General features: G+C 73.1%; 24 protein-coding genes and 2 pseudogenes. 8 read left to right on the top strand and 18 right to left on the bottom strand.

Annotation, left to right across the window (positions count from 1 at the left end; genetic code table 11):
* Nucleotides 1–17 precede the first annotated feature (17 nt).
* Together IF00_RS43555 and IF00_RS0110960 are read right to left on the bottom strand one after the other, a co-directional pair.
* Nucleotides 18–182, bottom strand: a complete 165-nt coding sequence (locus IF00_RS43555; RefSeq protein ID WP_280922609.1) for a phosphoenolpyruvate hydrolase family protein — start codon at nucleotides 180–182, stop codon at nucleotides 18–20.
* Nucleotides 183–187: 5 nt separating this feature from the next.
* Entirely contained in the window at nucleotides 188–622 is a 435-nt protein-coding gene (locus IF00_RS0110960) for a DUF2000 domain-containing protein (RefSeq protein ID WP_030316851.1), read from the bottom strand.
* A 49-nt stretch (nucleotides 623–671) separates the two neighbouring features.
* Here IF00_RS0110960 and IF00_RS0110955 point away from each other — a divergent pair, with 49 nt between their 5' ends.
* Together IF00_RS0110955 and IF00_RS0110950 are read left to right on the top strand one after the other, a co-directional pair.
* Nucleotides 672–1,487: an AraC family transcriptional regulator gene (locus IF00_RS0110955; RefSeq protein ID WP_030316849.1), complete on the top strand. Its 816-nt coding sequence runs from the start codon at nucleotides 672–674 to the stop codon at nucleotides 1,485–1,487.
* 136 nt (nucleotides 1,488–1,623) lie between these two features.
* Nucleotides 1,624–2,154 (top strand): carboxymuconolactone decarboxylase family protein, encoded by a 531-nt coding sequence (locus IF00_RS0110950; RefSeq protein ID WP_030316848.1) that lies wholly within the window; start codon nucleotides 1,624–1,626, stop codon nucleotides 2,152–2,154.
* 37 nt (nucleotides 2,155–2,191) lie between these two features.
* Here the strand turns inward: IF00_RS0110950 and IF00_RS0110945 are convergent, their stop codons facing one another.
* From IF00_RS0110945 to IF00_RS0110930, 4 genes are all read right to left on the bottom strand, one after another.
* Nucleotides 2,192–2,575, bottom strand: coding sequence for a VOC family protein (locus IF00_RS0110945; RefSeq protein WP_030316846.1), 384 nt, complete (start codon nucleotides 2,573–2,575; stop codon nucleotides 2,192–2,194).
* A gap of 137 nt (nucleotides 2,576–2,712) precedes the next feature.
* Nucleotides 2,713–3,060, bottom strand: coding sequence for an ArsR/SmtB family transcription factor (locus IF00_RS0110940; protein WP_030316844.1), 348 nt, complete (start codon nucleotides 3,058–3,060; stop codon nucleotides 2,713–2,715).
* Between the two features lie 194 nt (nucleotides 3,061–3,254).
* Nucleotides 3,255–3,641: an STAS domain-containing protein gene (locus IF00_RS0110935; protein WP_037637908.1), complete on the bottom strand. Its 387-nt coding sequence runs from the start codon at nucleotides 3,639–3,641 to the stop codon at nucleotides 3,255–3,257.
* A gap of 28 nt (nucleotides 3,642–3,669) precedes the next feature.
* Nucleotides 3,670–4,011: an ArsR/SmtB family transcription factor gene (locus tag IF00_RS0110930; RefSeq protein ID WP_051820051.1), complete on the bottom strand. Its 342-nt coding sequence runs from the start codon at nucleotides 4,009–4,011 to the stop codon at nucleotides 3,670–3,672.
* Between the two features lie 258 nt (nucleotides 4,012–4,269).
* Between IF00_RS0110930 and IF00_RS0110925 the strand changes: the two are divergent.
* Nucleotides 4,270–4,938: pseudogene (locus IF00_RS0110925) on the top strand (NADPH-dependent F420 reductase); the annotation flags it as partial.
* A 53-nt stretch (nucleotides 4,939–4,991) separates the two neighbouring features.
* Here IF00_RS0110925 and IF00_RS0110920 read toward each other — a convergent pair.
* Nucleotides 4,992–5,606: an isochorismatase family protein gene (locus tag IF00_RS0110920; protein WP_051820050.1), complete on the bottom strand. Its 615-nt coding sequence runs from the start codon at nucleotides 5,604–5,606 to the stop codon at nucleotides 4,992–4,994.
* Between the two features lie 160 nt (nucleotides 5,607–5,766).
* Here IF00_RS0110920 and IF00_RS0110915 point away from each other — a divergent pair, with 160 nt between their 5' ends.
* The 3 genes from IF00_RS0110915 to IF00_RS0110905 all read left to right on the top strand — a co-directional run bounded on the left by IF00_RS0110915 (nucleotide 5,767) and on the right by IF00_RS0110905 (nucleotide 8,307).
* On the top strand, nucleotides 5,767–6,471 hold the full coding sequence (locus IF00_RS0110915) for a VanZ family protein (protein ID WP_030316836.1): 705 nt from the start codon (nucleotides 5,767–5,769) through the stop codon (nucleotides 6,469–6,471).
* Nucleotides 6,472–6,539: 68 nt separating this feature from the next.
* The gene (locus IF00_RS0110910) at nucleotides 6,540–7,235 is read left to right on the top strand and encodes a response regulator transcription factor (protein WP_030316834.1); all 696 of its coding nucleotides are present in this window, start codon (nucleotides 6,540–6,542) and stop codon (nucleotides 7,233–7,235) included.
* Nucleotides 7,228–8,307, top strand: coding sequence for a sensor histidine kinase (locus IF00_RS0110905; RefSeq protein WP_030316832.1), 1,080 nt, complete (start codon nucleotides 7,228–7,230; stop codon nucleotides 8,305–8,307). Before IF00_RS0110910 ends, IF00_RS0110905 begins: the two co-directional genes overlap by 8 nt.
* Here IF00_RS0110905 and IF00_RS0110900 read toward each other — a convergent pair.
* The 5 genes from IF00_RS0110900 to IF00_RS0110880 all read right to left on the bottom strand — a co-directional run bounded on the left by IF00_RS0110900 (nucleotide 8,304) and on the right by IF00_RS0110880 (nucleotide 12,200).
* The gene (locus tag IF00_RS0110900; protein WP_030316830.1) at nucleotides 8,304–9,269 is read right to left on the bottom strand and encodes a hypothetical protein; all 966 of its coding nucleotides are present in this window, start codon (nucleotides 9,267–9,269) and stop codon (nucleotides 8,304–8,306) included. The genes IF00_RS0110905 and IF00_RS0110900 overlap by 4 nt on opposite strands.
* Entirely contained in the window at nucleotides 9,269–10,573 is a 1,305-nt protein-coding gene (locus tag IF00_RS0110895; RefSeq protein WP_245234474.1) for a DUF2306 domain-containing protein, read from the bottom strand. Before IF00_RS0110895 ends, IF00_RS0110900 begins: the two co-directional genes overlap by 1 nt.
* Nucleotides 10,574–10,704: 131 nt before the next feature.
* A complete protein-coding gene (locus IF00_RS0110890) occupies nucleotides 10,705–11,220 on the bottom strand; it encodes a PadR family transcriptional regulator (RefSeq protein ID WP_030316826.1) in 516 nt (171 codons plus the stop codon).
* Nucleotides 11,221–11,272: 52 nt separating this feature from the next.
* On the bottom strand, nucleotides 11,273–11,830 hold the full coding sequence (locus IF00_RS0110885; RefSeq protein WP_030316824.1) for a hypothetical protein: 558 nt from the start codon (nucleotides 11,828–11,830) through the stop codon (nucleotides 11,273–11,275).
* Between the two features lie 58 nt (nucleotides 11,831–11,888).
* Nucleotides 11,889–12,200 (bottom strand): hypothetical protein, encoded by a 312-nt coding sequence (locus tag IF00_RS0110880; protein ID WP_030316822.1) that lies wholly within the window; start codon nucleotides 12,198–12,200, stop codon nucleotides 11,889–11,891.
* 93 nt (nucleotides 12,201–12,293) lie between these two features.
* Here IF00_RS0110880 and IF00_RS43550 point away from each other — a divergent pair.
* A pseudogene (locus IF00_RS43550) lies at nucleotides 12,294–12,449 on the top strand (response regulator transcription factor); the annotation flags it as partial.
* On the opposite strand, the gene IF00_RS41070 reads toward IF00_RS43550, so the two are convergent.
* The 4 genes from IF00_RS41070 to IF00_RS0110860 form a co-directional block, all read right to left on the bottom strand.
* Nucleotides 12,389–12,880, bottom strand: coding sequence for an STAS domain-containing protein (locus tag IF00_RS41070; protein ID WP_037637959.1), 492 nt, complete (start codon nucleotides 12,878–12,880; stop codon nucleotides 12,389–12,391). The pseudogene IF00_RS43550 and the gene IF00_RS41070 sit on opposite strands and share 61 nt — an antisense overlap.
* Nucleotides 12,881–13,054: 174 nt before the next feature.
* Nucleotides 13,055–14,197: a 2Fe-2S iron-sulfur cluster-binding protein gene (locus IF00_RS0110870; RefSeq protein WP_030316818.1), complete on the bottom strand. Its 1,143-nt coding sequence runs from the start codon at nucleotides 14,195–14,197 to the stop codon at nucleotides 13,055–13,057.
* An 18-nt stretch (nucleotides 14,198–14,215) separates the two neighbouring features.
* Nucleotides 14,216–15,706, bottom strand: a complete 1,491-nt coding sequence (locus IF00_RS0110865; RefSeq protein ID WP_030316817.1) for a phytoene desaturase family protein — start codon at nucleotides 15,704–15,706, stop codon at nucleotides 14,216–14,218.
* Nucleotides 15,703–16,128 carry a nuclear transport factor 2 family protein gene (locus IF00_RS0110860; RefSeq protein ID WP_030316816.1) on the bottom strand — a complete coding sequence of 142 codons (426 nt, stop codon included), beginning with the start codon at nucleotides 16,126–16,128 and terminating at the stop codon, nucleotides 15,703–15,705. Before IF00_RS0110860 ends, IF00_RS0110865 begins: the two co-directional genes overlap by 4 nt.
* A gap of 199 nt (nucleotides 16,129–16,327) precedes the next feature.
* On the opposite strand from IF00_RS0110860, the gene IF00_RS47990 reads away from it, so the two are divergent.
* Nucleotides 16,328–17,926 carry a serine/threonine-protein kinase gene (locus tag IF00_RS47990; protein ID WP_425338293.1) on the top strand — a complete coding sequence of 533 codons (1,599 nt, stop codon included), beginning with the start codon at nucleotides 16,328–16,330 and terminating at the stop codon, nucleotides 17,924–17,926.
* A gap of 91 nt (nucleotides 17,927–18,017) precedes the next feature.
* Here the strand turns inward: IF00_RS47990 and IF00_RS0110850 are convergent, their stop codons facing one another.
* Nucleotides 18,018–19,430, bottom strand: a complete 1,413-nt coding sequence (locus IF00_RS0110850) for an aminopeptidase P family protein (RefSeq protein WP_030316814.1) — start codon at nucleotides 19,428–19,430, stop codon at nucleotides 18,018–18,020.
* Nucleotides 19,431–19,557: 127 nt separating this feature from the next.
* Nucleotides 19,558–20,133, bottom strand: coding sequence for a hypothetical protein (locus IF00_RS0110845; protein WP_158710441.1), 576 nt, complete (start codon nucleotides 20,131–20,133; stop codon nucleotides 19,558–19,560).
* Nucleotides 20,134–20,309: the final 176 nt, after the last annotated feature.

Genomic DNA, 20,309 nt, shown 5'->3' with positions numbered 1-20,309 from the left:
CGCCACCGACAACGGCGTCAGCCGGTGGTCGGGGCCTTGAGGGCGCGGGTCTGTTCCGTGATGGCCCGCTTCGTCGGCAGACGCTCGATCGATGAGGCACCGAAGAAGCCGACGACGCCCGTGGTGCGCTCCAGAACGTAGCGCGCGGGCCGGGTGACCGTCCCCCTCCCGTGAGCTCCCAGGGCCCTCAGGGATGCATCCGGGCACCCTTGAGCACCTTGTCGACCGCGTTGCGCGGCCCGTACACCGCGAGGCCGGCCAGATCCAGCTCGCCGGTCCCCACGGCCCGTACGGCCGCGCGGTTGTCGCGGTCGTTGCCGGTGGTGAACAGCTCGGTCGTGAAGACCGCCCGCGGGAGAGCGCGGGAGAGTGCGCGGGCGTGCGCCGCCGTCAGCGTCTCCTTCGTCCCCTCGAAGACGAGCACGGGCTGTCGGAACATCGGCAGGTAGGGGGTGCCGTCGGCGTCCGCGTACGGTTCGCCGATCACCTCGGGCAGCTCCGGTCCGAGGCCGCTGACCAGGAACGCGGTGACGTTCAGGCGCTGCCAGGTCTCCAGGTCCTCCCGCAGCAGTACGGCGATCTTGGTGTCGAAGCGCACGGGCGCGGTGTCGGTGGTCGTCATGGTCCGAGACTGCCGATCCGCCCGCCGTGCCGTCTTGTACATTCCTTGCATGGTGGCCGGTCAGCAGGTTTCGGCATGGCGCCCGCACGTGCCGGGGGTCGTGGAGGTCTTCCACGCCCGCTTCACCGCGCACGCCTACCCGATGCACGTCCACGACGTCTGGACCCTGCTGATCGTCGACGACGGGGCCGTCCGCTACGACCTCGACCGGCGCGAGCACGGCACCCCGGGCGACACGGTGTCGCTGCTCCCGCCGCAGGTGCCGCACAACGGCTCGCCGGCGACCCCGCACGGCTTCCGCAAGCGGGTCCTCTATCTGGATCTGACCCAGCTGGACGAGAGCTTCATCGGCGCGGCGGTGGACGGCCCCGATCTCGTCGATCCGCTGCTGCGCCGTCGCGTCGGCCGGCTGCATGCGGCGCTGGCGGAGCGGGGCGGCGAACTGGAGGCGCAGAGCCGGCTCGCCCTCATCCGCGAACGGCTCCGTACCCGTCTGCGGCCCCGGACGGCCGCCCGCCCGCGACCCGCCGATCCCGGGGTGGCCCATCGGCTCCGCGAGCTCCTCGACGCCCGGCTGCTCGAAGGGGTGACCCTGGACGAGGCCGCGCGGCTCCTCCACGCCCATCCCACCCATCTCGTACGGGCGTTCAGCGGCGCTTTCGGCATCGCCCCGCACCAATATCTGACCGCCCGCCGGCTCGACCGGGCGCGTCGGCTGCTCCTGGACGGGCAACCGCCCGGGGAGGTGGCGACGGCGACCGGCTTCTACGACCAGTCGCATCTGAACCGCTCGTTCAAGCGGCTCGTCGGCACGACCCCGGGGCGCTTCGTCCGGAGGCGCGAGGAAGCGGCGCCCGTGTCGTGAACCGGCCACGCTCCGTGGCGCGGCACGGACGTACGGCCGTGCCCGGCTCGGCAGGCGGTTCGGCGGTTCGGGTGCGTCGGGAACGTCTTCGCCCCGCTCCTCGTTATACCCCCCACGGGTATAATGAGGAGGCTCGATGACCACGAGAAGACTGACCGCGCTCACCCCCGAGCAGGCACCGGGCCGGGCGGGCGAGCTGCTGACCGACATCGCCCGACGGCACGGCTCCGCCGGCGAGATGGTGTCGACGATGGCACACTCACCGGCCCTGCTCGACGGCTGTCTGAACCTCTCCCGGGCGATGAAGCGGGTGAAGATCCCGCGCGCCCTGAGCGAGAAGCTCTCCCTCGCCGTCCGGGAGTGGATCGGCTGCGGCACCTGCGCCGAGGCGCACCGTGCGGCCGGCCGCGCGGCGGGCCTGAGCGAGACGGACATCGAACTGGCCCGCCAGGGCACGTCCACCGACCCGCGGGAGGCCGCTCTGATCGGCCTGGCGCTACGGGTCCTGGCCGAACCGGGGTCCCTCTCGGACGAGGACATCGTCGAGGTCCGGGCACACGGCTGGAGCGACCGGGTGATCGCGGAGGTGGTCGGCGTGGTCACCCTCAACCTGCTGACCGGCGCCTTCAACCTGCTGGCGGGCATCCAGCCGGACCGCAAGGCCTGAGGGAGGGCTTCGGCCCGGGAGTCCGGTCGTCCGCGGCTCAGGAAGGCGTCCTCGCGTGATCGGAGTCGCCACGGAGGACGCAGAACTCGTTGCCCTCGGGGTCGGTGAGGACCGCCCAGCCCGTGCCGTCGGGGTTCCGGTGGTCGGCGGCCAGGGTGGCTCCGAGGGCCAGGAGGCGCTCGACCTCCTCCTCGCGCGAGGCCGTCGGGCGCAGGCACAGGTGGAGGCGGTTCTTGAAGGTCTTCGGTTCCGGTACCTGGTTGAAGTACAGGACCGGGCCGTCCTTGAGCATGACCCGGGTCTCCGGGTCGCCCGGTCCGCTCTCCGGATCCAGCGGGCAACCGGTCACCTCGCTCCAGAACCGCGCCAGCCCATAGGCATCCGAACAGTCGACCGCTACGTTCTGCACCACCGAGTACATGCCGCTCAGCCTGCCCGAGAAGCGGGCCGGCCCGCCACCGAAAACCGCGACGGGGGGGGACGCCGACCTGTGCCGACCGCCCCGCCTTCCGAGGCCCTGTGGCCACCGCACCGGGCGCAGGTGGAGCCGCGTTCCCGCTAGGGGGTCTTCTCCCGGGGTACCGCCACCCGGAGATCGGCCAGCAGTTCCGCCTGTCCCGCGAGGACGCCGGAGAGGATCGTGCGGGCGATCATCAGCAGTTCGGCCACCTGAGGACTCGTCAGCGCGTAGTACACGGCCGTGCCTTCGCGCCGGGCGACGACCATCTTCGCCCGGCGCAGGACGGCCAACTGCTGTGAGAGGTACGCCGGTTCGACGCCGGTGTCGCGGAGCATCTCGGCGACGCCGTGCTCGCGCTCGCTCAGCAGCTCCAGGACGCGAATGCGGACGGGGTGTCCCAGTGTCTTGAAGAACTCGGCCTTCAATTGGTAGAGCGGCGTACTCATCGCACCCACCCCGCGCGTCGCGTCGACCCGGCACTCTGCAGCATGCCCCCATCCTCGCGCGTGCCGGAGCGGAAACGCACCGGGGACGGGTCAGCGGCGGATCATGGCCGGAACCTGCCAGGACGTCCCGGCACTTGGGCGGTACACGGACCGTACTTGGGCGATACGTGAGCGGTCATGGCGCCGCCGAGCCGTCAGGTGGTCGGCCAGGCGTCGCTGCGCCAGGCCCGCTGCTCCGCGCCCGCGTCGCGGTGCGCGGCGAGCGCCGCGGCCAGGTCGCGGTGGACCGGGACCGGGGGGCCTTCGCCCGCCGGGACGAGGGAGCCGTCGGCGGGTATCGCGGCCAGTTCGAGGGCGCGGCCCGCGGCCCGCAGCCGGAGCGCCGCCTCCGCGACGGCGAGCTGCCCGCCGACCGACCAGCCCCGCAGCCGGGTCAGGTCGAGGACGACCGGCCCCGTGCCCCGCGCCACCGCCCACCCGACGGCCCCGGTGAACCGCCCCACGGCGTCGGCTCCGAGGAACCCGGCCAGGGACAGTACGCCCAGGTCCTGCTGGACGGTGTAACGCCACTCGATGGTCATGTGGGTCGTCATCCTTCTCGTACGGCGATCACTGCGGAAGCACGGGCTGCGGAAGCACGGGTGGGAGGCAGGACTGCGGGCCGGAGGCGATCTCGGTGAGGATCCGCCGGGCGGCCTGCATCAGCTGGGTCACGTCTCCGCCGGTGAGCGTGTACACGACGGTGGATCCCTCGCGGGCGGCGGTCACGATCCCGGAGCGGCGGAGCACGGCGAGCTGCTGCGAGAGCGCCGCCGGCTCGATCTCGATCCGCGCGAGCAGTTCGCGCACGGGCATCGGCCCGCTCTGGAGGAGCTCCAGGACCCTGACGCGTACGGGGTGGCCCAGCATGCGGAAGAACTCGGCCTTGGCCTGGTACAGCGGGACCGGCACGGTGTCCTCCGGGGGCGCGGGTGCGCGGGGGCGGGTCGCCGCAGCCCGACGGCTCCCCATGGGCACGGCCCGACCAGGATGTATCGAATTGCAGAAATTTGCAATTTGCCTTTCACGTTCTGAGACGGCTCGCCGCACCCTTCTCGCCGCGCGCCACAGGGACCGGTTTCGCGACCGGTTTCGGGCATCGGGAACAGACGCCGGGTTCAGGCGGCTGGATCAGACATCTCGTAGAGAGCCGGAACGGACAGAAGGAAGCGCACCATGAAGATCGGCATCATCGGCGCCGGCAACATCGGCGGCAATCTGACCCGCCGCCTCACCGCCCTCGGCCACGACGTGTCCGTGGCCAACTCCCGCGGCCCGGAGACCCTCACCGCGCTCGTCGAGGAGACCGGCGCCACCGCCGTCACCGCCTCGGAGGCCGCGCGGGGCGCCGAGATCGTCGTCGTGACGGTCCCGCTGAAGAACGTCCCCGACCTGCCGGCCGGGTTCCTCGACGGCGCGGCGGAGGGTTTCGCCGTGATCGACACCGGCAACTATTACCCCCGCGAGCGCGACGGCCGAATCGCCGCGATCGAGGACGAGGGCCTGACGGAGAGCCGCTGGACCGAGCTCCGGATCGGCCACCCGGTGGTCAAGGCCTTCAACGGCACCTACGCGCAGGACCTCCTGGAGCGGCCGCGCCCGGCGGGCGACCCGGACCGGCTCGCCCTGCCCGTGGCGGGTGACGACGCGGTGGCGAAGGAGAAGGTGCGGCTTCTCATCGACGAGCTGGGCTTCGACTCCGTGGACGCCGGCGGGATCGACGACTCCTGGCGCCAGCAGCCGGACACCCCGGTCTACGGCCTGCGGGAGGGAGTGGGCGCCGTGGTCAAGGCACTGAGCGAGGCCTCTCCCGAGCGTCCCGAAGGCTTCCGGGGCTGACGGCGCACCCTGGTTCCGGTCCGTGGATTCCGAGCGGGCCGGGACCCCGGACCTCAGCGGGCGGCAGGGGCCGTGAACGTGACCTCGGAGGCCCGTACGGTGACCTCCGCGTCGCTCCCCAGGGCGTACGCCGCGACCCGGGAGACCGTCGCGGCCGGGACGACCTCGCTGATTCCGGGCGCCGCCGGAACGTCCTGGGTGGCGTGGGCGTCGTGCGGCACGACGACGCGATAGCCGCGTGCCAGGGCCGTACGAGCCGTCGCCTGCACACACATCTCGGACATCACGCCGCAGACGGCGACCGCACGCACGCCCGCGTCGGTGAGCACACCGCCGAGCCGGGTCTCCTCGAAGCCGTCGTCGTGCGGCTTACGGATGACGAGCTCCCGGGGCCCGGGCTCGACGGGGTGGTGGAGCTCCCAGCCCGGCGTGTGGGGCTCGTCCTCCGCTCCGGGCGGTCCGTCGTTCTGGAGGTGCACGACGAGCGCGCCCTCCCGCCGGGCCCGCGCGAGGAGATCCGTCGTACGGTCGACGAGCCGCGCGGCCGCGGGCACGGCCCCGTCACCGGTGACGAAGGCGGACTGCACGTCCACGACGATCAGCGCGTCCACGGGCGGGGGGATCGGGGTGTCCACGGCGGTCGGGGCGGTATCGACGTGTCGGCTCATCCGATCATGATCCCGCCCAACCGACCTTGCTGCCAGGGGATTTCGAACCCTGTCCTCGCCTCGCGCCCCCGTTCGTACCGGCGCGAGTCCTTTTCTTGTATCGCGGGTGTATCGGGAATCGCATACGCCCCCGCAACCGCCCTCCCACTTCAATGGGGGCATGACCCACAGCGCGCCCCTGCCCACACCGCCCCGCCGCACGCGGAGGATCGTACTCATCGGCCTGGCGGTCCTCGGTCTGGCGGGCGCGCTGTACGTCGTGCGGGGGCCGCTCATGATGTCCGCTCCGCGGTGCATGGCCGGGCGGTGGCACGGCTGCTTCGACACGTTCAACGGTGTGGTGCTCATGACGCTGGTCGCGCTGCCGTTGTCCCTGCTCATGGCGGGGGCCCTGGCGCTCCGGCGGCGGGCCGCCGGTGTCGCGCCGGCGTGGCGGTTGTCGCTGGCCGAGGTGGGCATGGTCCACGGGACGGTGCCGTTCCTGTGGCTGACCATGATGCCGGGCGCCGCGCCGGGCATCGCCCCCGCCCGGGTGAGCCTGGTACCGCTGAGGGACCTGGTCACGATGGGGACGCTCGGGATCGTCGGCAACCTCCTGGTCTTCGCCTCACTGGGCTTCTTCGCCCCGATGCGGTTCGCGGCGTCCGCGTCCCTTCCCCGGGTCCTGGCACTGGGCGCCGGCTGTTCGATCCTGGTCGAGACCGCCCAGTACGTCTTCCAGCTCGACCGGGTGTCCTCCGTGGACGACGTCCTGGTCAACACCACCGGCGCCGCCCTGGCCGCACTGGCCTCGCGGCACTGGTGGCGCACCCGGGGGGACGCGCCTTCGGACCGCCCCCGCCCTGCCATGGCATCGGCGGCCTGAGCCGTGCGTCCGGTGTGCTCCCGGCCTCGCACACGTCGGCGCCGTGTTCCACTGCTTAGGCTTCCGTCATGCGCGTACTGATCGTGGAGGACGAGCCCTACCTGGCCGAAGCCGTCCGTGACGGGCTGCGGCTCGAGGCGATCGCCGCCGACATCGCCGGCGACGGCGACTCCGCCCTGGAACTGCTCAGCGTCCACTCCTACGACCTCGCGGTCCTCGACCGCGACATCCCCGGCCCCTCCGGCGACGAGGTCGCCCGGCGCATCGTCGCCTCCGGGAGCGGCATCCCCATCCTCATGCTCACCGCCGCCGACCGGATCGACGACAAGGCCTCCGGTTTCGAGCTCGGCGCCGACGACTACCTCACCAAGCCGTTCGAGCTGCGAGAGCTCGTCCTGCGGCTGAGGGCGCTCGACCGCAGACGCGCGTACACCCGGCCTCCGGTCCGCGAGCTCGCGGGCCTGCGGGTCGACCCGTTCCGCCGGGAGGTCTTCCGGGACGGACGTTATGTCGCGCTCACCCGCAAACAGTTCGCCGTCCTCGAAGTCCTCGTCGCCGCCGAGGGCGGGGTCGTCAGTGCCGAGGAGCTGCTCGAACGGGCCTGGGACGAGAACGTCGACCCCCTCACCAACGCCGTACGCATCACCGTGTCCGCACTGCGCAAACGGCTCGGCGAACCATGGATCATCGCCACCGTGCCGGGTGTCGGCTACCGCATCGCGACCGGACCCGACGCCGCCCGCCCCGGCACGGCGCGTGGATAGACGCCGGGGGCTCAGCGCCCGAATGAAACTCACCCTGAGCTACGCCGGTTTCCTCGCCGTCGCCGGCGCTCTGCTGCTGGCCGTGGTGTGGGGGTACCTGCTGCGGTACGTCCCCGACAACTCGCAGGGCCTGCTCGGGATCTCGCCCAACCGCTACCTCCTGGTGCGCACCTTCTTCCCGGCGGCGGCCGTGGCGATGGCCTGCCTCCTCGTGTTCGGCCTGGTCGGGGGGTGGCTCCTCGCCGGCCGGATGCTCGCACCGCTCCACCAGATCAGGGAAGCGGCACGGAGGGCCGGGGACGGGTCGCTGTCCCACCGGATCCGGATGAAGGGCCGCCAGGACGAGTTCCGTGAACTCTCCGACGCGTTCGACTCGATGCTCGGAAAACTCGAGTCGCACGTCGACGAACAGCGCAGGTTCGCCGCGAACGCCTCCCACGAACTGCGCACCCCGCTGGCGATCTCGCGGGCACTCCTCGACGTCGCCCGCAAGGACCCCACCCGCGACCGGGAGGAGCTCGTCGAACGCCTGCAGGCCGTCAACACACGGGCGATCGACCTCACCGAGGCCCTCCTGCTGCTCAGCCGCGGCGACACCGGGAACGTCACCCGCGAGAGCGTCGACCTCTCCCTCCTCGCCGAGGAGGCCGCCGAAACGCTGCTCCCTCTCGCCGAACAGCGCCGTATCGCGCTCGACGTCACCGGCGGCGCGGCCCTGACCAGCGGCTCCGCGGAGCTCCTGCTGCGGATGGTGACGAACCTCGTCCAGAACGCCGTCGTCCACAACGTCCCCACCGGCGGGACCGTGACGGTCCGCACCGGGACGGACGGCACCACGAGCGTGCTGCGGGTCGAGAACACGGGGCCGCCCCTCCCACCGGAACTGGTACCGACGCTCACCGAACCGTTCCGGCGGGGGGCGGAACGTGTGCGCACCGGCGAACACGCAGGCGTCGGCCTCGGCCTGGCCATCGTGCACAGCGTCGTCCGCGCCCACGACGGCGCTCTCACCCTCACCCCCCGCCCCACCGGCGGCCTCATCGTCACGGTCCGGCTCCCCGGCGCGCCCTAGGCGCCGTCAGCCGGCGAGGGCCGGTCAGCGGACCAGGCGCCGGGCGCCGCAGCGGGCGCGGTGTCGGGTGGGGTACCGGGCGCGGTGTCAGGTGGGGTGCCGGTGGGGGCGACGCTTCGGTGGTCGGCTCGGGAGAGCAGCCAGTGGCCCGAGACTCCCGTCGTGAAGAGGCCGGTGACAAGGGCGAGAAGCGAGACGCCCGGACCCGAGGTCCAGTCGACCGACCGGAAGTGGACCGCGAGGACGACCGCCGTGGCCAGCGCGATCAGCGGGACGGCCCGCAGCGCGGGACGGATGCGGGTCAGGTCGTCCTCGGCCAGCGCGCCGAGGACGCCGACGCCCAGTGCGAGCGCCCAGACACCGAGGCCCTGCGCGTCGGCGCGGTTCACCGTCCACGGCACGAGCGCGCCCCAGAACGCGGGGAAGGCGAGCAGCCCGGTGCCGATGCCGAGCCACCCCGAGCCGACGACGGCGAGCGGCGGCTTCGACCAGGCGGGCAGCGGTGCGACCGGCTGCCGCGGTGTCGCGCCCGCGCGCCCCGGGGGCCTGCGGTACTGCGCGACCAGGCAGCCCACCGCGCCGAGGGCGAGCAGTCCGAGGGTGGCGACCCAGCCGAGGCTGAAGAGGGCGAGGAAGAGCGGCCCGCCCTCGACCGCCTGGAGGGAGCCGCCGTTCAGCAGGCTCACCGCGAACAGCCCGGCCAGCACGATCACCAGCGGCAGCACCAGGCTCCGTACGTCCTCCCAGAGGCGCGCCCGCCCGATCGTGAAGAGCGCGGGGGCCACTCCGGCCATCGCGGCTCCGATGAGCCCGGGGCTCAGGGCCTCCGGGGACACCCAGGGACCCGCCGCGTACCCGAACAGGCTCGTCACGGTGAGCAGGGCGCCGGTGGTGAGGCTGATGCCGCCCACGACGGCGCTCAGGACGACGATGCCGGGCGACAGTTCCTTCTGGACGGCCATCAGTTGCTCCCGTCCGCTCCTGCACCGCCGGCACCGGCACCGACCGGATGCGCGGTCGACCGGCCGCGTGGGTCCGGCGGACCGTCCGCCGACTCCCCCTGTCGTTTCAGGACTTCGCGGCCGTGGAGGACCCGCAGGCTCACCACGGTGACCGCCGCGTACGCCAGCATTCCCGCGCCGATGCCGACCCCCGCGATCAGGGACGTGAGCCGGTCCAGGCCCATCGTCCGCTCCAGCACGGGCACGGTCACCGCCGAGAAGGCGGGCGCCAGGCACTGGGCCGCCAGGTGCAGCCGCCACTCCTCGCGCGCCCAGGCCGCTCCCCGCCCACGGGCACGCGCCGCGCGGACCGCGACGACGGCGTACGTCAGCACGTACGGGACGAGGTACGCGACGAGCAGTCGTCGCCCCTGCGTCCCCTGGTCGAGGAGGGCGTACGTGATCCAGCCCAGGCACGCGGCGCCCAGGACGTGGGCGGCGACGAGGACCGGGCCCGGGGCCCAGGTGCCGGTCAGGCCGGGAACCTGGGTCCGTCGGTCGAGGGCGCGGGAGGCCAGGAGCGCGCCGAAGGCGACGAGGGCACCGAGGTGCATGATCGCGACGCGGTTGACGTCCTGGAGGGAGAGTCCGGGGTACAGCGCGGGCAGCGCGCCCCATTCGAGCCGCAGCAGCGGAGCGGTCATCAGGAAGCCGTAGCAGAGCAGCAGCCAGCGCTGGTGAAGGTCAGGGAAGCCGCGCACGGCGGCAAGGACCCCGAAGGTCACGCTGCCGACCGTGCCGACCAGGATCGTCGCGAGGACGATCCAGAACGCGGCGCCGCTGAAGGCCTCCGCCGGCGGGGTGCGCAGGAGGTAGAGCGCCGCGCCGGCCATCGAGACGTACACCGTGCCGGCGAAGACGGTTCCGAGGACGCGGTGCAGCCGGATGCGGCGGCGCACCGCCGAGAGCAGCTGCACCGGGCCGAGCAGCATCAGGAGGCCGCCCAGGACCGAGTGGACGATCAGCGGGACCAGGCTGCGGGTGTACGGTCCCATCCGGTCGCGGACGGCGTCGGCCACGAACTCCGCGGACACGGAACGGCCGAGGAGCCACTCGCCGATGGCGGGCGCTCCGGGTGTGGCGTACGGCCAGAGTTCGGTCATGGCGATCGGCGCGTACACGAGGCAGACCACCGTCACCGCGACGACGGACACCCGCCCCCAGTTGATGCCTGCACCGGTGCCGGTGCCCGTGCCCCCGCCCGTATCCGTGCTCGCATCCGTGCTCGTACCTGTGCTCGTATCCGTGCCCGTCGAACGTCCCACGGCGCATCCCCCTCCACCGTCCACGGCGCCGGTCCGCCGCGATAGTCCTTTCTGGACTATGGAGGAAGGTAGGGCGGGGCACCGCCGGGGTCAACCGGTCGGTAACAAGAATCAGGACGCGCGGACCGGGATCAGGACTCGCGGCTCTCGACCCAGTGCCAGAAATCGACCATCATCCGTTCGTAACGGATGCCGAACTCCAAGGCCTCGCGCTGCCCGCGTGTCAGCAACTCACCCACCTCACCGGCGAGTTCCTCGTACTCGTCCAGGGTCCGCCGGTGTTCCTCGATCTGCACCGGGGCATGGACGCGCGGGCTCGCCCCGAACCACAGTTTGAGGATGCCGCGTTCGCGCGCCTCGACCGGGACGAAGGCGGGGTCGGCCAGCCAGCCTCGGAGCGCCTCCGCGCCCTCCTCGGTGAGCTTCATCAGACGCCGGTTCCGGCCCCCGGACTGCCTGACCTCCGAGAGCAGCCCCGCCTCCAGAAGCCGGTCGCACTGGGCGTAGACCTGTGCGTGCGGCATGGACCAGAACGGTGCCACCGTCCGCGCGGCCTCGACCTTCACGTCGTACGGGCTGGCCTCACCCAGCTTGTCGATGATGCCCAGCACGAGGAAGGAGGGCGTGGTCAACCGGACTTCAGACATGCGTCCGACGGTATCGCGCGGGCCCGGCTCCGCCCCTCCCTCCGCTGCCCCCCTACTCCGCCCGCAGGGCCCGCGCCGTCGCCGCCCTGGCCGCCCAGCCCGCCGGAAGCAGGGCGCCGGCCGTCGCGATCACCACGCCGGCGGTCGCGAGAAGGGCCGGCGGGGGCGCGCCGTAGACGTCGATGTCGGCGGACGGAATCGTGGTGCCGACCGCGCGGCCCTTGGCCGGCATGACCTGGCGGTGGAGAGCCGCGCCGAGCGGTACGCCGTGCGGGCTGCCGGCGGCGTTCCCCTCGTACGCGACGAGCGGGGCGCCGCCCTTGAGCCCCGCCGTCTCCACCTGGGTCTGCGCGGTCCGGTACACGGAGGCGGTCCCCGGGAGCGCGGCGATCGCCGCCGCCACCGCGGCCGGATCGGCCGGCTTCCCCGGCAGAGGCGCTCCCGGGACCCCGTCCTCGGCACCCGGCTGCCCCGGTGCCGGGTCGTCCGGCCGCGCCACCGTGCGGACGGTGACGTCGCCGCCCTTGTCCGGGTCCCCGTCGGTCTTCACCGCGACCAGCGTGCTCCCGAGTCCCACCGCGAACGTCACCGCGAGGGCCCCGAAGGCCACCGCCGCGGCCGTACTCGCCGCACGCGCCGGGCGCGCGAGGGCGCGGCGAGGCCCAGGGTCACGGGGCGCGGCAGTGGCAACGGCCGGCCAGGCCGCGGATCCGGAGCCCACGCCCGCCCGCGGCGGACGCACCGAGGCGGAGCACCGCCGCGGTCGGCATCCGGGCGGCACGCAGCGCGGGGCCGAAGGCGGCCCCGGCCACCACCGCGAGGGCGGCCGCCGGGACCACGACGTCCACCCAGAGCGGGATGAGGACCGCCGTCGTCCCGTAGGTCTCCGCAACTTCGGCCAGGAGGGGTACGGCGAGGACATTGCCGAGGGCGACGCCGAGCAGGGCCCCCGCGGAACCCGGGATCGGGGCCTGCGCCACGTAGCCCGGCCGACCTGGAGCGGGGTGAAGCCGAGTGCCTTGAGGATCCCGATCCGGCGGGTCGCGGCGCCCACGGCGCCGCTCCCCACGATGCGGTTCCGGCTGAGCGAGGCGACGGTGAAGACGCATGTCGCCCGCATCCTGTCGAAGCTCCGGCTGCGCGACCGGGCGCAGGCCGTGATCGCCGCCTACGAGACGGGTCTTGTCACACCGGGTTCGGACAGCAGGGGCCCCGCCGGATCCCAGTGAGGAGCCGTCATGTCCGGCAGCCCGCCCGGCGGCCCCACGTCCCATCCGTCCGGGAAGACGCCCGTCACCTCCCCCTCGGGCTCCCCCGTCGCATCCCACTCCGATCCCCGTTCCGGGCACAGGACGTCGTCGAGTTCCGTCAGGCGGATGAGGCGGAGGATCCACGGCTGGTCGCAGACGAGCCGCCAGCACGCCCCCCGCTGCCGGGTGCGCCCGGCGCAGTGGGCGAGAAGGCCGAGCCCCGTGGCGTCGCAGAAGGTGAGGCGCCGGATATCGACGGTCAGGGCGTCGGACTCCCGCACGAGGGCGTCGAGCTCGGGCCGCAGGTGCCGCACCAGGACGAGGTCGAGTTCACCCCGGAGGGCGGCGACGGTCTCGCCGCCGGTCGAGCGGACGACCATGTAGGGGTCATGACGGGGGATCAGCTGCATCGGGCGCTCCACAGGGTGGCTCCATGTGTCGCTTCGAGCGTGGACGTCCCCCTTCCGGGAGGGACGTTTCGCCTCGGCCGCTGTCACCTGAATCGGTGAATGTTCGAGCCACTTCCCCTCGTACGGACGACCGATGTGCGTACGTACGGCCTCACCCCCGGTCCGCACTCCCCCTCACACGTCCAGCTCCACGTCGGTCAGGGGATACGCGACGCACGCGTGCGCGTACCCCGAGTCCGGGTCGGAGAGCCGGAGCCGGGCCTCCTCCGCGTGGTGGACCTCGCCCTTGAGGACGCGGACCCGGCACAGGCCGCACTCGCCCGAGCGGCAGGCGGACTCGGGGCGGATGCCGGCGTCCTCCAGGGCGTCCAGGAGGGGACGGCCGCGCGGGGTGCGGAAGGCCGTGGCGCGGGTGGCGACCGTGACCGGCTCCGCCGGATCGGCACCGGCCGGCCAATGCGGCTGCCGGGTGGGATCGGCGGGGGCCCCGTTGACCTCGAAGCGGATCCGGCGGCGCGGGTGTCCGAGCCGCCCGGTGAGCTGCCCGAGGGCGTACGGGTAGAGGGCCTGGGGCCCGCACACGTACACCATCCGCCCGTCGAGGGGTCCGGCGAGCTCCGTGACGCGTGCGGCGGTCAGCAGTCCGGTGGGGCCCGGCCACCGCGGATCCGGTTCCTGGAGGACGTGGTGGACGCGGATGCCGGGATGGCCGGCGGCGAGCGCGTCGAGCTCCGCGCGGAACAGGATGTCGTCGAGGGACCGGGAGCCGTAGAGGAGATGGAAGCGCCGGTCGAGGCCACGGTCGACGATCTCCCGGAGCATGCTCATCGCGGGTGCGACACCCGAACCGCCCGCGAGGAAGACGACGTCCTCGCCGTGGAAGAGCGGGTTGTGGTGGAAGGTGCCCTGGGGGCCGGTGGTGGTCAGGGCGTGACCGGCGGCGAGGGTGTCGAGCAGGTGGCTGCTGATCCGCCCGCCGGGCACGCGGCGCACGGTCAGGTCGTAGTGGCTCAGGTCGGCCGGGCTCGAGGAGATCGCGTACGGCCGGTTCGTCCCGTCCGCGAACACTCCGACGTACTGCCCTGCGAGGAAGGGCGGCAGGTCGGCGCCGTCGGGGCGGCGGAGCCGGAAGGTGCGGGTGCTCGGCGTCTCGTCGACGACGCGGTCGACCCGGAGGTCGAGGCGGCGCGGGTGGTAGGTGTCGATGGTGCGGCGGGTCCGCGCGGCGTGATCGACGGCGTCGGGCGTGCGGGCCGCGATCTCGTCCCGGATGCGGTCCGCGCCGGCGAAGCGCGCGGCGAGGTGATGAGGCGTCACAGATCTCTCCCGGTCTCTTCAGGCGGTCCTGGACCGCAGCAGGCGCCGGGCCACGCGCGCGCCCGCTTCGAGGGTGGGCTGGAAGCCGCCCATGCCGGACCAGGATCCGGCGAGGTGGAGCCCCGGCACGTGCGGGTGGAGCTCGCTGTCGCGGAACTGCCAGCTCTCGGTGGCGTCCTGGTCGTATCCGTAGATCGCCCCGCCCGGGTGGCCGAGGTAGCGGCTCATGGTGAGCGGGGTGGCGACGTCGACCTCCTCGATGACACCCCGGATGCCGGGGGTGACGGTCTCGACGAGGTCGAGCAGGGTCTCGGCGTAGGCGAACTTCTCCCGGGCGTACGCGGCCGGTTCGACGTCGTCCCAGGCGGAGCCGTACTGGAGGGTCATGAGGCTCACATGAGTGGCCCCGCGGGGTGCGAAGCCGATGGGCTCGACGTCGTACGAGGTGACGCAGATGCCCCGGGCCGGCTCTCGGGTGCGCCAGGAGGCGGACGTGCGGTCGGCGTCCAGGTCGGTGTTGACGAAGGTGGTGCTCGCGGTGAAGCCGAGTTCCGCCGGGGTGGCGTCGAGGCCCATGTGCAGGACGAAGCCGGAGACCCCGATCCGGCGGGAGGCGAGGTCGGTGCGGACGGCGCCGGGGATGTCGAGGCCGTCGAGCATGCCGTAGGTGAGGGGCAGGGAGGCGTTGGAGACGACGTCGGTGGCGCTCACCTCCTGGCCGTCGTCGAGGCGGACGCCGACGACCTTCCCGCCCCGCGTCAGGATCGCGTCGACGGCGGTGTGGAACCGGACGTCGCCCCCGGCCTCCAGGAACGCGTCGAGGATCGCGCCGGACATCGCCTGCGATCCGCCGCGGAGGTGCCAGGGCTTGAACTCCAGGTACGCGAAGAGGACCAGCGCCAGGTCCTGGAAGGGCAGCCGGGACGGGGGCTGGCCGAGGTAGCCCCAGTAGGAGGCGAGGACCGCCTTGAGGCGCTCGTCCTCGAAGTGCTCGTCGAGGACGTCCCGCGCGGGCCGCAGGCCGTGCCGGAAGAGGAGCTCGTCCACCTGGTCGGCGGGAGTGCCGCGCATCGCGGCGATCTGCCAGAAGGTGAGGTCCCGCACGAGGGCGAAGAACCGTTCCAGGCGGGCGTGGTTGCCGGGGAAGTGCGCGTCCAGAGTGGCGGTCGCGCCCTCCCAGTCCGCGGGGAGGGTCACGTCGAAGGAGCCGGGCACGACCGTGCGGTAGAGGTCGGGTTCCCCGACCCAGGTCAGCCGGTCGCCGATGCCCAGTTCGTCGAAGAGGGGCCGCAGCGTGAACGCCTGGCCCTCGGCCCCGATGCCGGAGAGCTGGTGCAGCGCCACCTCGAACTCGAACCGGCCCCGGCGGAAGGAGGTCGCGCAGCCGCCGGGCACGCTGTGGCGCTCGACGAGCAGCGTGCGGGCGCCGGCGCGCTGGAGGGTGGCGGCGGCGGTGAGGCCGGCGTTGCCCGCCCCGATGACGACGGCGTCGAAGTCCGCGCCGCTCACCGCTCGCCCTCGGGGGCCGTGCCCGGGGCGGACGCGGCGAAGGCCTCCTCCTTGATGCGTTCGAACTGGGCGCCCATGGCGGCGGAGAGCGCCTGCGCGGCGGAGAGGGGCCGGACCATGACCATGAAGTCGTCGATCCTTCCCTCTTCGTCGAAGTGGAGGAAGTCGCAGCCGTTGATCTCCATGTCGCCGACCTTCGCGGTGAAGACGAGGGCGTGGTCCCTGCCGTCGTCGCTCCCGATCTCGCGGACGTACGTGAAATCGGTGAAGACGCGCATGACTCCGCGCAGGATCGCGGCGGTGATGGCCTTGCCGGGGTACGGGCGGAAGGCCACCGGGCTGGTGAAGACCACGTTCTCGGCGAGCAGGGCCTCGATGGCGGTGTGGTCCCGGTTCTCGACGGCGGTGCGGAACGGATGCACGAGCACTCCATATGCAACTTGTTGATTAGGTGCAAGTGCAGCTAACCGCATCGCCCGGGAGACGTCCAGAGGCCGGCCGGCCCCCACCCCGGCTCCCCCTCACTCCTGCGACCGTGATCATCCGTGAGTGACGCCGCACGGAGGGTCGGCCATACTGGCCCGCGGCACTCCAACGGGGGTGCCGCGCAGGGGGTGGCGAGTGGACGGCGTGGACCTGCCGGAGCGCATCGGCGACTACGCCGTGGAGCGCGAGCTGGGCTCGGGCGGCATGGGGACGGTGTACCTGGCACGGTCACGGGGCGGACGCACCGTGGCGGTCAAGGTGGCCCGGCCCGAGCTGGCCGCCGATCCGCATTTCCGCGCCCGGTTCCGCGCGGAGGTCGACGCCGCCCGCAGGGTCGGCGGGTTCCACACCGCGCAGGTGGTCGACGCCGACCCGGACGCGGCAGCGCCCTGGCTCGCGACCGCCTACATCGCGGGGCCGACGCTCTCGGGGCTGCTCGCCGAGCACGGACCGATGGACGAGGCCCGACTGCGGCTGCTCGGCGCGGCGCTGGCGGAGGCGCTGCGGGCCATCCACGCCTGCGGCCTGATCCACCGCGACCTCAAGCCGGGCAACATCATCATGGCCGACGACGGACCGCGGGTGCTCGACTTCGGTATCTCCCGGGCCCTGGAGGCGACCCGGCTGACCTTCACCGGCGCGGCCTTCGGCACCCCCGGCTTCCTGGCCCCCGAGCAGGCTCAGGGTCTCGAAGTGGGCGGCGCCGCGGATGTGTTCGCGCTGGGCGCGGTGCTGGTGGCGGCGGCCGGCGGGCAGCCGTTCGGGGAGGGCACCCCGGTGATTCTGATGTACCGGGCCGTGCACGAGCCGGCGGACCTGTCCGCCCTGCCGGAGGGCATACGCCCGGTGGTCGCCGCCTGTCTGGCCAAGGACCCGGCGCAAAGGCCCACCCCCGGAAGGCTGTTGGACCTCTTGGCCCCGGGCACCGCCGCGAAGCCTGCCGCGGACGCGGCTGCCCACCCACCGACGCAGGCCTCCCCGGCGGCGCCGTCCCCGTCGTCGGCACCGGCGCCGGCGCCGACGCCCACCGCCGTGTCGGCCGCCGCAGACATCGCGGATGCCACGACCGTCGGCGCGGCCCCGCACGCCGCGGCCCGGGGCGGCGAGTCCCCGGTGGGGAAGACGCCCACCGGACGGATCCTGGCCGGTGTGGCCGGAGCCCTGCTCGTGCTCGGTGCCACCGGCTACGGCATCCACGCGGCCGGAGGACCGGGCTGGGGCTCGAACGCCTCGTTCCCCCCGGCCACGCACGAGCTCGTCCTTCCCGAGTCGATGGTGGACGGCGCGTACGGGCGCAACATCGAGAACCGCCTTCCCGCCGACCCCCAGTCGGACGACGGAGGCCGGAAGGGCTCGACCCACTACTCCGCCGACTACACCGTCACCAGTACCGGCATCGAGAAGGGGGTCACGTTCCGCACGGTGGAGGTGTACGGCTCGTCCGGACGGTACACGGACCCCGAGTCGGACCGGGACAGCCTGATGAGAGCCATGACCGTCACGGGCAGCGAGACCGTCGACGATCCGCCCAGAACGATCCGCGTGCCCGGCGCGGACGTCGACTTCCGCTGCGAGACGGTGGACGGAAAGACCGTGTGCGGCTGGGGCGACGCCAACACCACCGTCGCGATCGAGTTCACCCCGAGCGCCACCCTCGAAGTGGCGGCGGCGGAGACCCGCAAGATACGCGACGAGATCCGCAGGCCGATCGCGACCCCGACGGCCTCCCCCTAGGGCCTGTCGAGCCCGGCGCCGGCGCCTCCGCCGGCGCCGGCGGTACGCCACCGTCTCCCCCGCGCTCCTTCGTGATCGACCTCCGGCGGGGTCAGCCCGCGAAGCGCGCCATCCAGGACTCGACCTCGGCCGAGGAGCGCGGGAGGCCCGCCGACAGGTTCTCGTGGCCGTCGTCGGTGACGACGAGGTCGTCCTCGATCCGGACGCCGATGCCCCGCCATTCCTCCGGCACGGTCAGGTCGTCGGGCTGGAAGTACAGCCCGGGCTCGACGGTGAGCACCATGCCCGGTTCGAGGACGCCGTCAACGTACTCCCCCGTGCGGGCCTGTGCGCAGTCGTGGACGTCCAGGCCGAGCATGTGCCCGGTGCCGGCCATCGTGAAGCGGCGCTGGAGACCGAGGGCGTAAGCCCGGTCGACAGGGCCCTCGATGAAGCCCCACTCGACGAGCCGCGCCGTCAGGTGCCGCTGGGACGCCTCGTGGAAGTCGCGGTACGGGGCACCCGGCTTGACCGTGGCCATGCCGGCCTCCTGCGCCTCGTACACCGCGTCGTACACCTGGCGCTGGACCGGGGTGAACGTGCCGCTGATCGGCAGCGTGCGGGTGACGTCGGCCGTGTAGAGGGAGCGGGTCTCCACGCCGGCGTCGAGCAGGAGCAGTTCGCCCGGCCGGACCGGGCCGTCGTTCTCCGTCCAGTGCATGATCGTGGCGTGCTCACCGGCCGCGCAGATGGAGCCGTATCCGACGGCGTTGCCCTCCAGGCGCGCCCGGCGGAAGAAGGTGCCCTCGATCCACCGCTCGGAGGAGGCGACGGCCCGCGACAGCTCGCCGACGCAGTCGGTGAACCCGCGGACGGTCGAGTCGACCGCCTTGCGCATCTCGCCGATCTCCCAGGCGTCCTTGACGAGCCGGAGTCCGGAGAGCGCCTCCTCCAGCTCGTCGTCGCGCGCCTCGTCGGTGGTGACCGCGGCCTCGAGTGCCGGGTCGATGCCACGGACGATCCGGGTCGGCACACCGGTCCCCGCGGCCAGGTCCTGGGCGATGGTCCGGACGTCGCGGCAGGACAGCCCGAGGACGACCTCGGCCTCGGCGAGCGAGCGGCGCCGGCCCATCCACAGCTCGGCCGTGTAGCCGATCCAGAACTCGTCGTTGTCGCGGCTGTCGCGCGGCAGCTGGTAGCAGTAGGCGTCGTGGCCGCCGTCCGCGCGGGGTTCGAGCACGAGGGCGCCGTCGCGTGCCTGGTCGCCGGTCATGTGCACGTATCCCGTGTACGGGCGGAAGGGGTACGTGTCGTCGTTGGAGCGGGTCTTGAGGTTGCCGGAGGGGATCACGAGGCGCTCGCCGGGGAAGCGCGCGGAGAGCGCGGCGCGGCGGCGGGCCGCGTACGGGGCCTGCTCGTCGGGCTCGAGCCCGTGCCGCTCGGTGTCCGCCCACCCCGACCTCATCAGGGTGGAGAGCTCCTCGGAGACGCCTTCGTAGAGGCCGTTCTTGCGACCCTTCGCCACGTCCTGCACCTTCTTCCGGATGGGTTCCTCGACCGCCGTGGGCCGGCGGTTTCCGGAAGGTACTCCGCGACGCGGGCTCCGGTTGCCGAAGACCGCCAGTGGCACGGATCGGCCACCCCCGCAGCCTTCAGCGGGGCGTCCAGGCGGCGGCCGGCCAGTCGTACGCGGAGAAGCCGTCCGGCAGCTTGCCGCAGGGCGCGTAGGCGCTGAGGGCGAAGGTGCCCGTCGGCTCGTACCAGTCGACGTCCACCTTGTCGCCCGTCCCGGGGTGCTCGAAGCGGAAGCCCAGGTCCGAGACGTTCTCGCTGACGAGCTTCCAGCCGTCCCGCTCCAGGCGGAGGCGGGTGCGCGCCTGCGCCGCGCGGGCCGTGGTCTCCGGCACGTCCGTGACGCGCCAGGACAGCCCGAAGCTGCGCACGTCGGGGCGGCCTCGGTCGATGTGGGCGACGGATCTGAGGCCGCGGTAGGAGCAGGTGCCCGTCTCCACCCGGGACCGCACCTCGGGGGCTCGGGGCAGCGCGGCCTCGTCGTACACCCGTTGCGCCTGCGCCTTGAGGCGCCCGGCGACCGCGTCGGGGGCGGCCTCGGGGTACGGGGCGCCGTTCCAGAGGTGGTGACCGGCGGCGACCAGGCCCACGGCGATCAGACCGTAGAGGAGCCGCCGCACCACTCGGCGCGGACGGCTTCGGGCGACTGCACTCATGATCGGGAGCGTAGGACGGCCACCCGGCACCGCGCGTGGGCGCTGCTACTCACTCGTGGGTGAGTAGCGGCGCCGCGGCTCGGCGGCCCAGTCCCGGACCGCTCCCCCGACGATGCGGTGGGCGACGGCCGAGGCCCGCGCCGACGCGGTCGGCCCCCCGGGGTCGCCGCCCCTGC

The sequence above is a fragment of the Streptomyces flavochromogenes genome (assembly GCF_000717595.1).
Lineage (GTDB): Bacteria > Actinomycetota > Actinomycetes > Streptomycetales > Streptomycetaceae > Streptomyces > Streptomyces flavochromogenes.
This window is presented reverse-complemented; position numbering and strand designations above follow the sequence as displayed.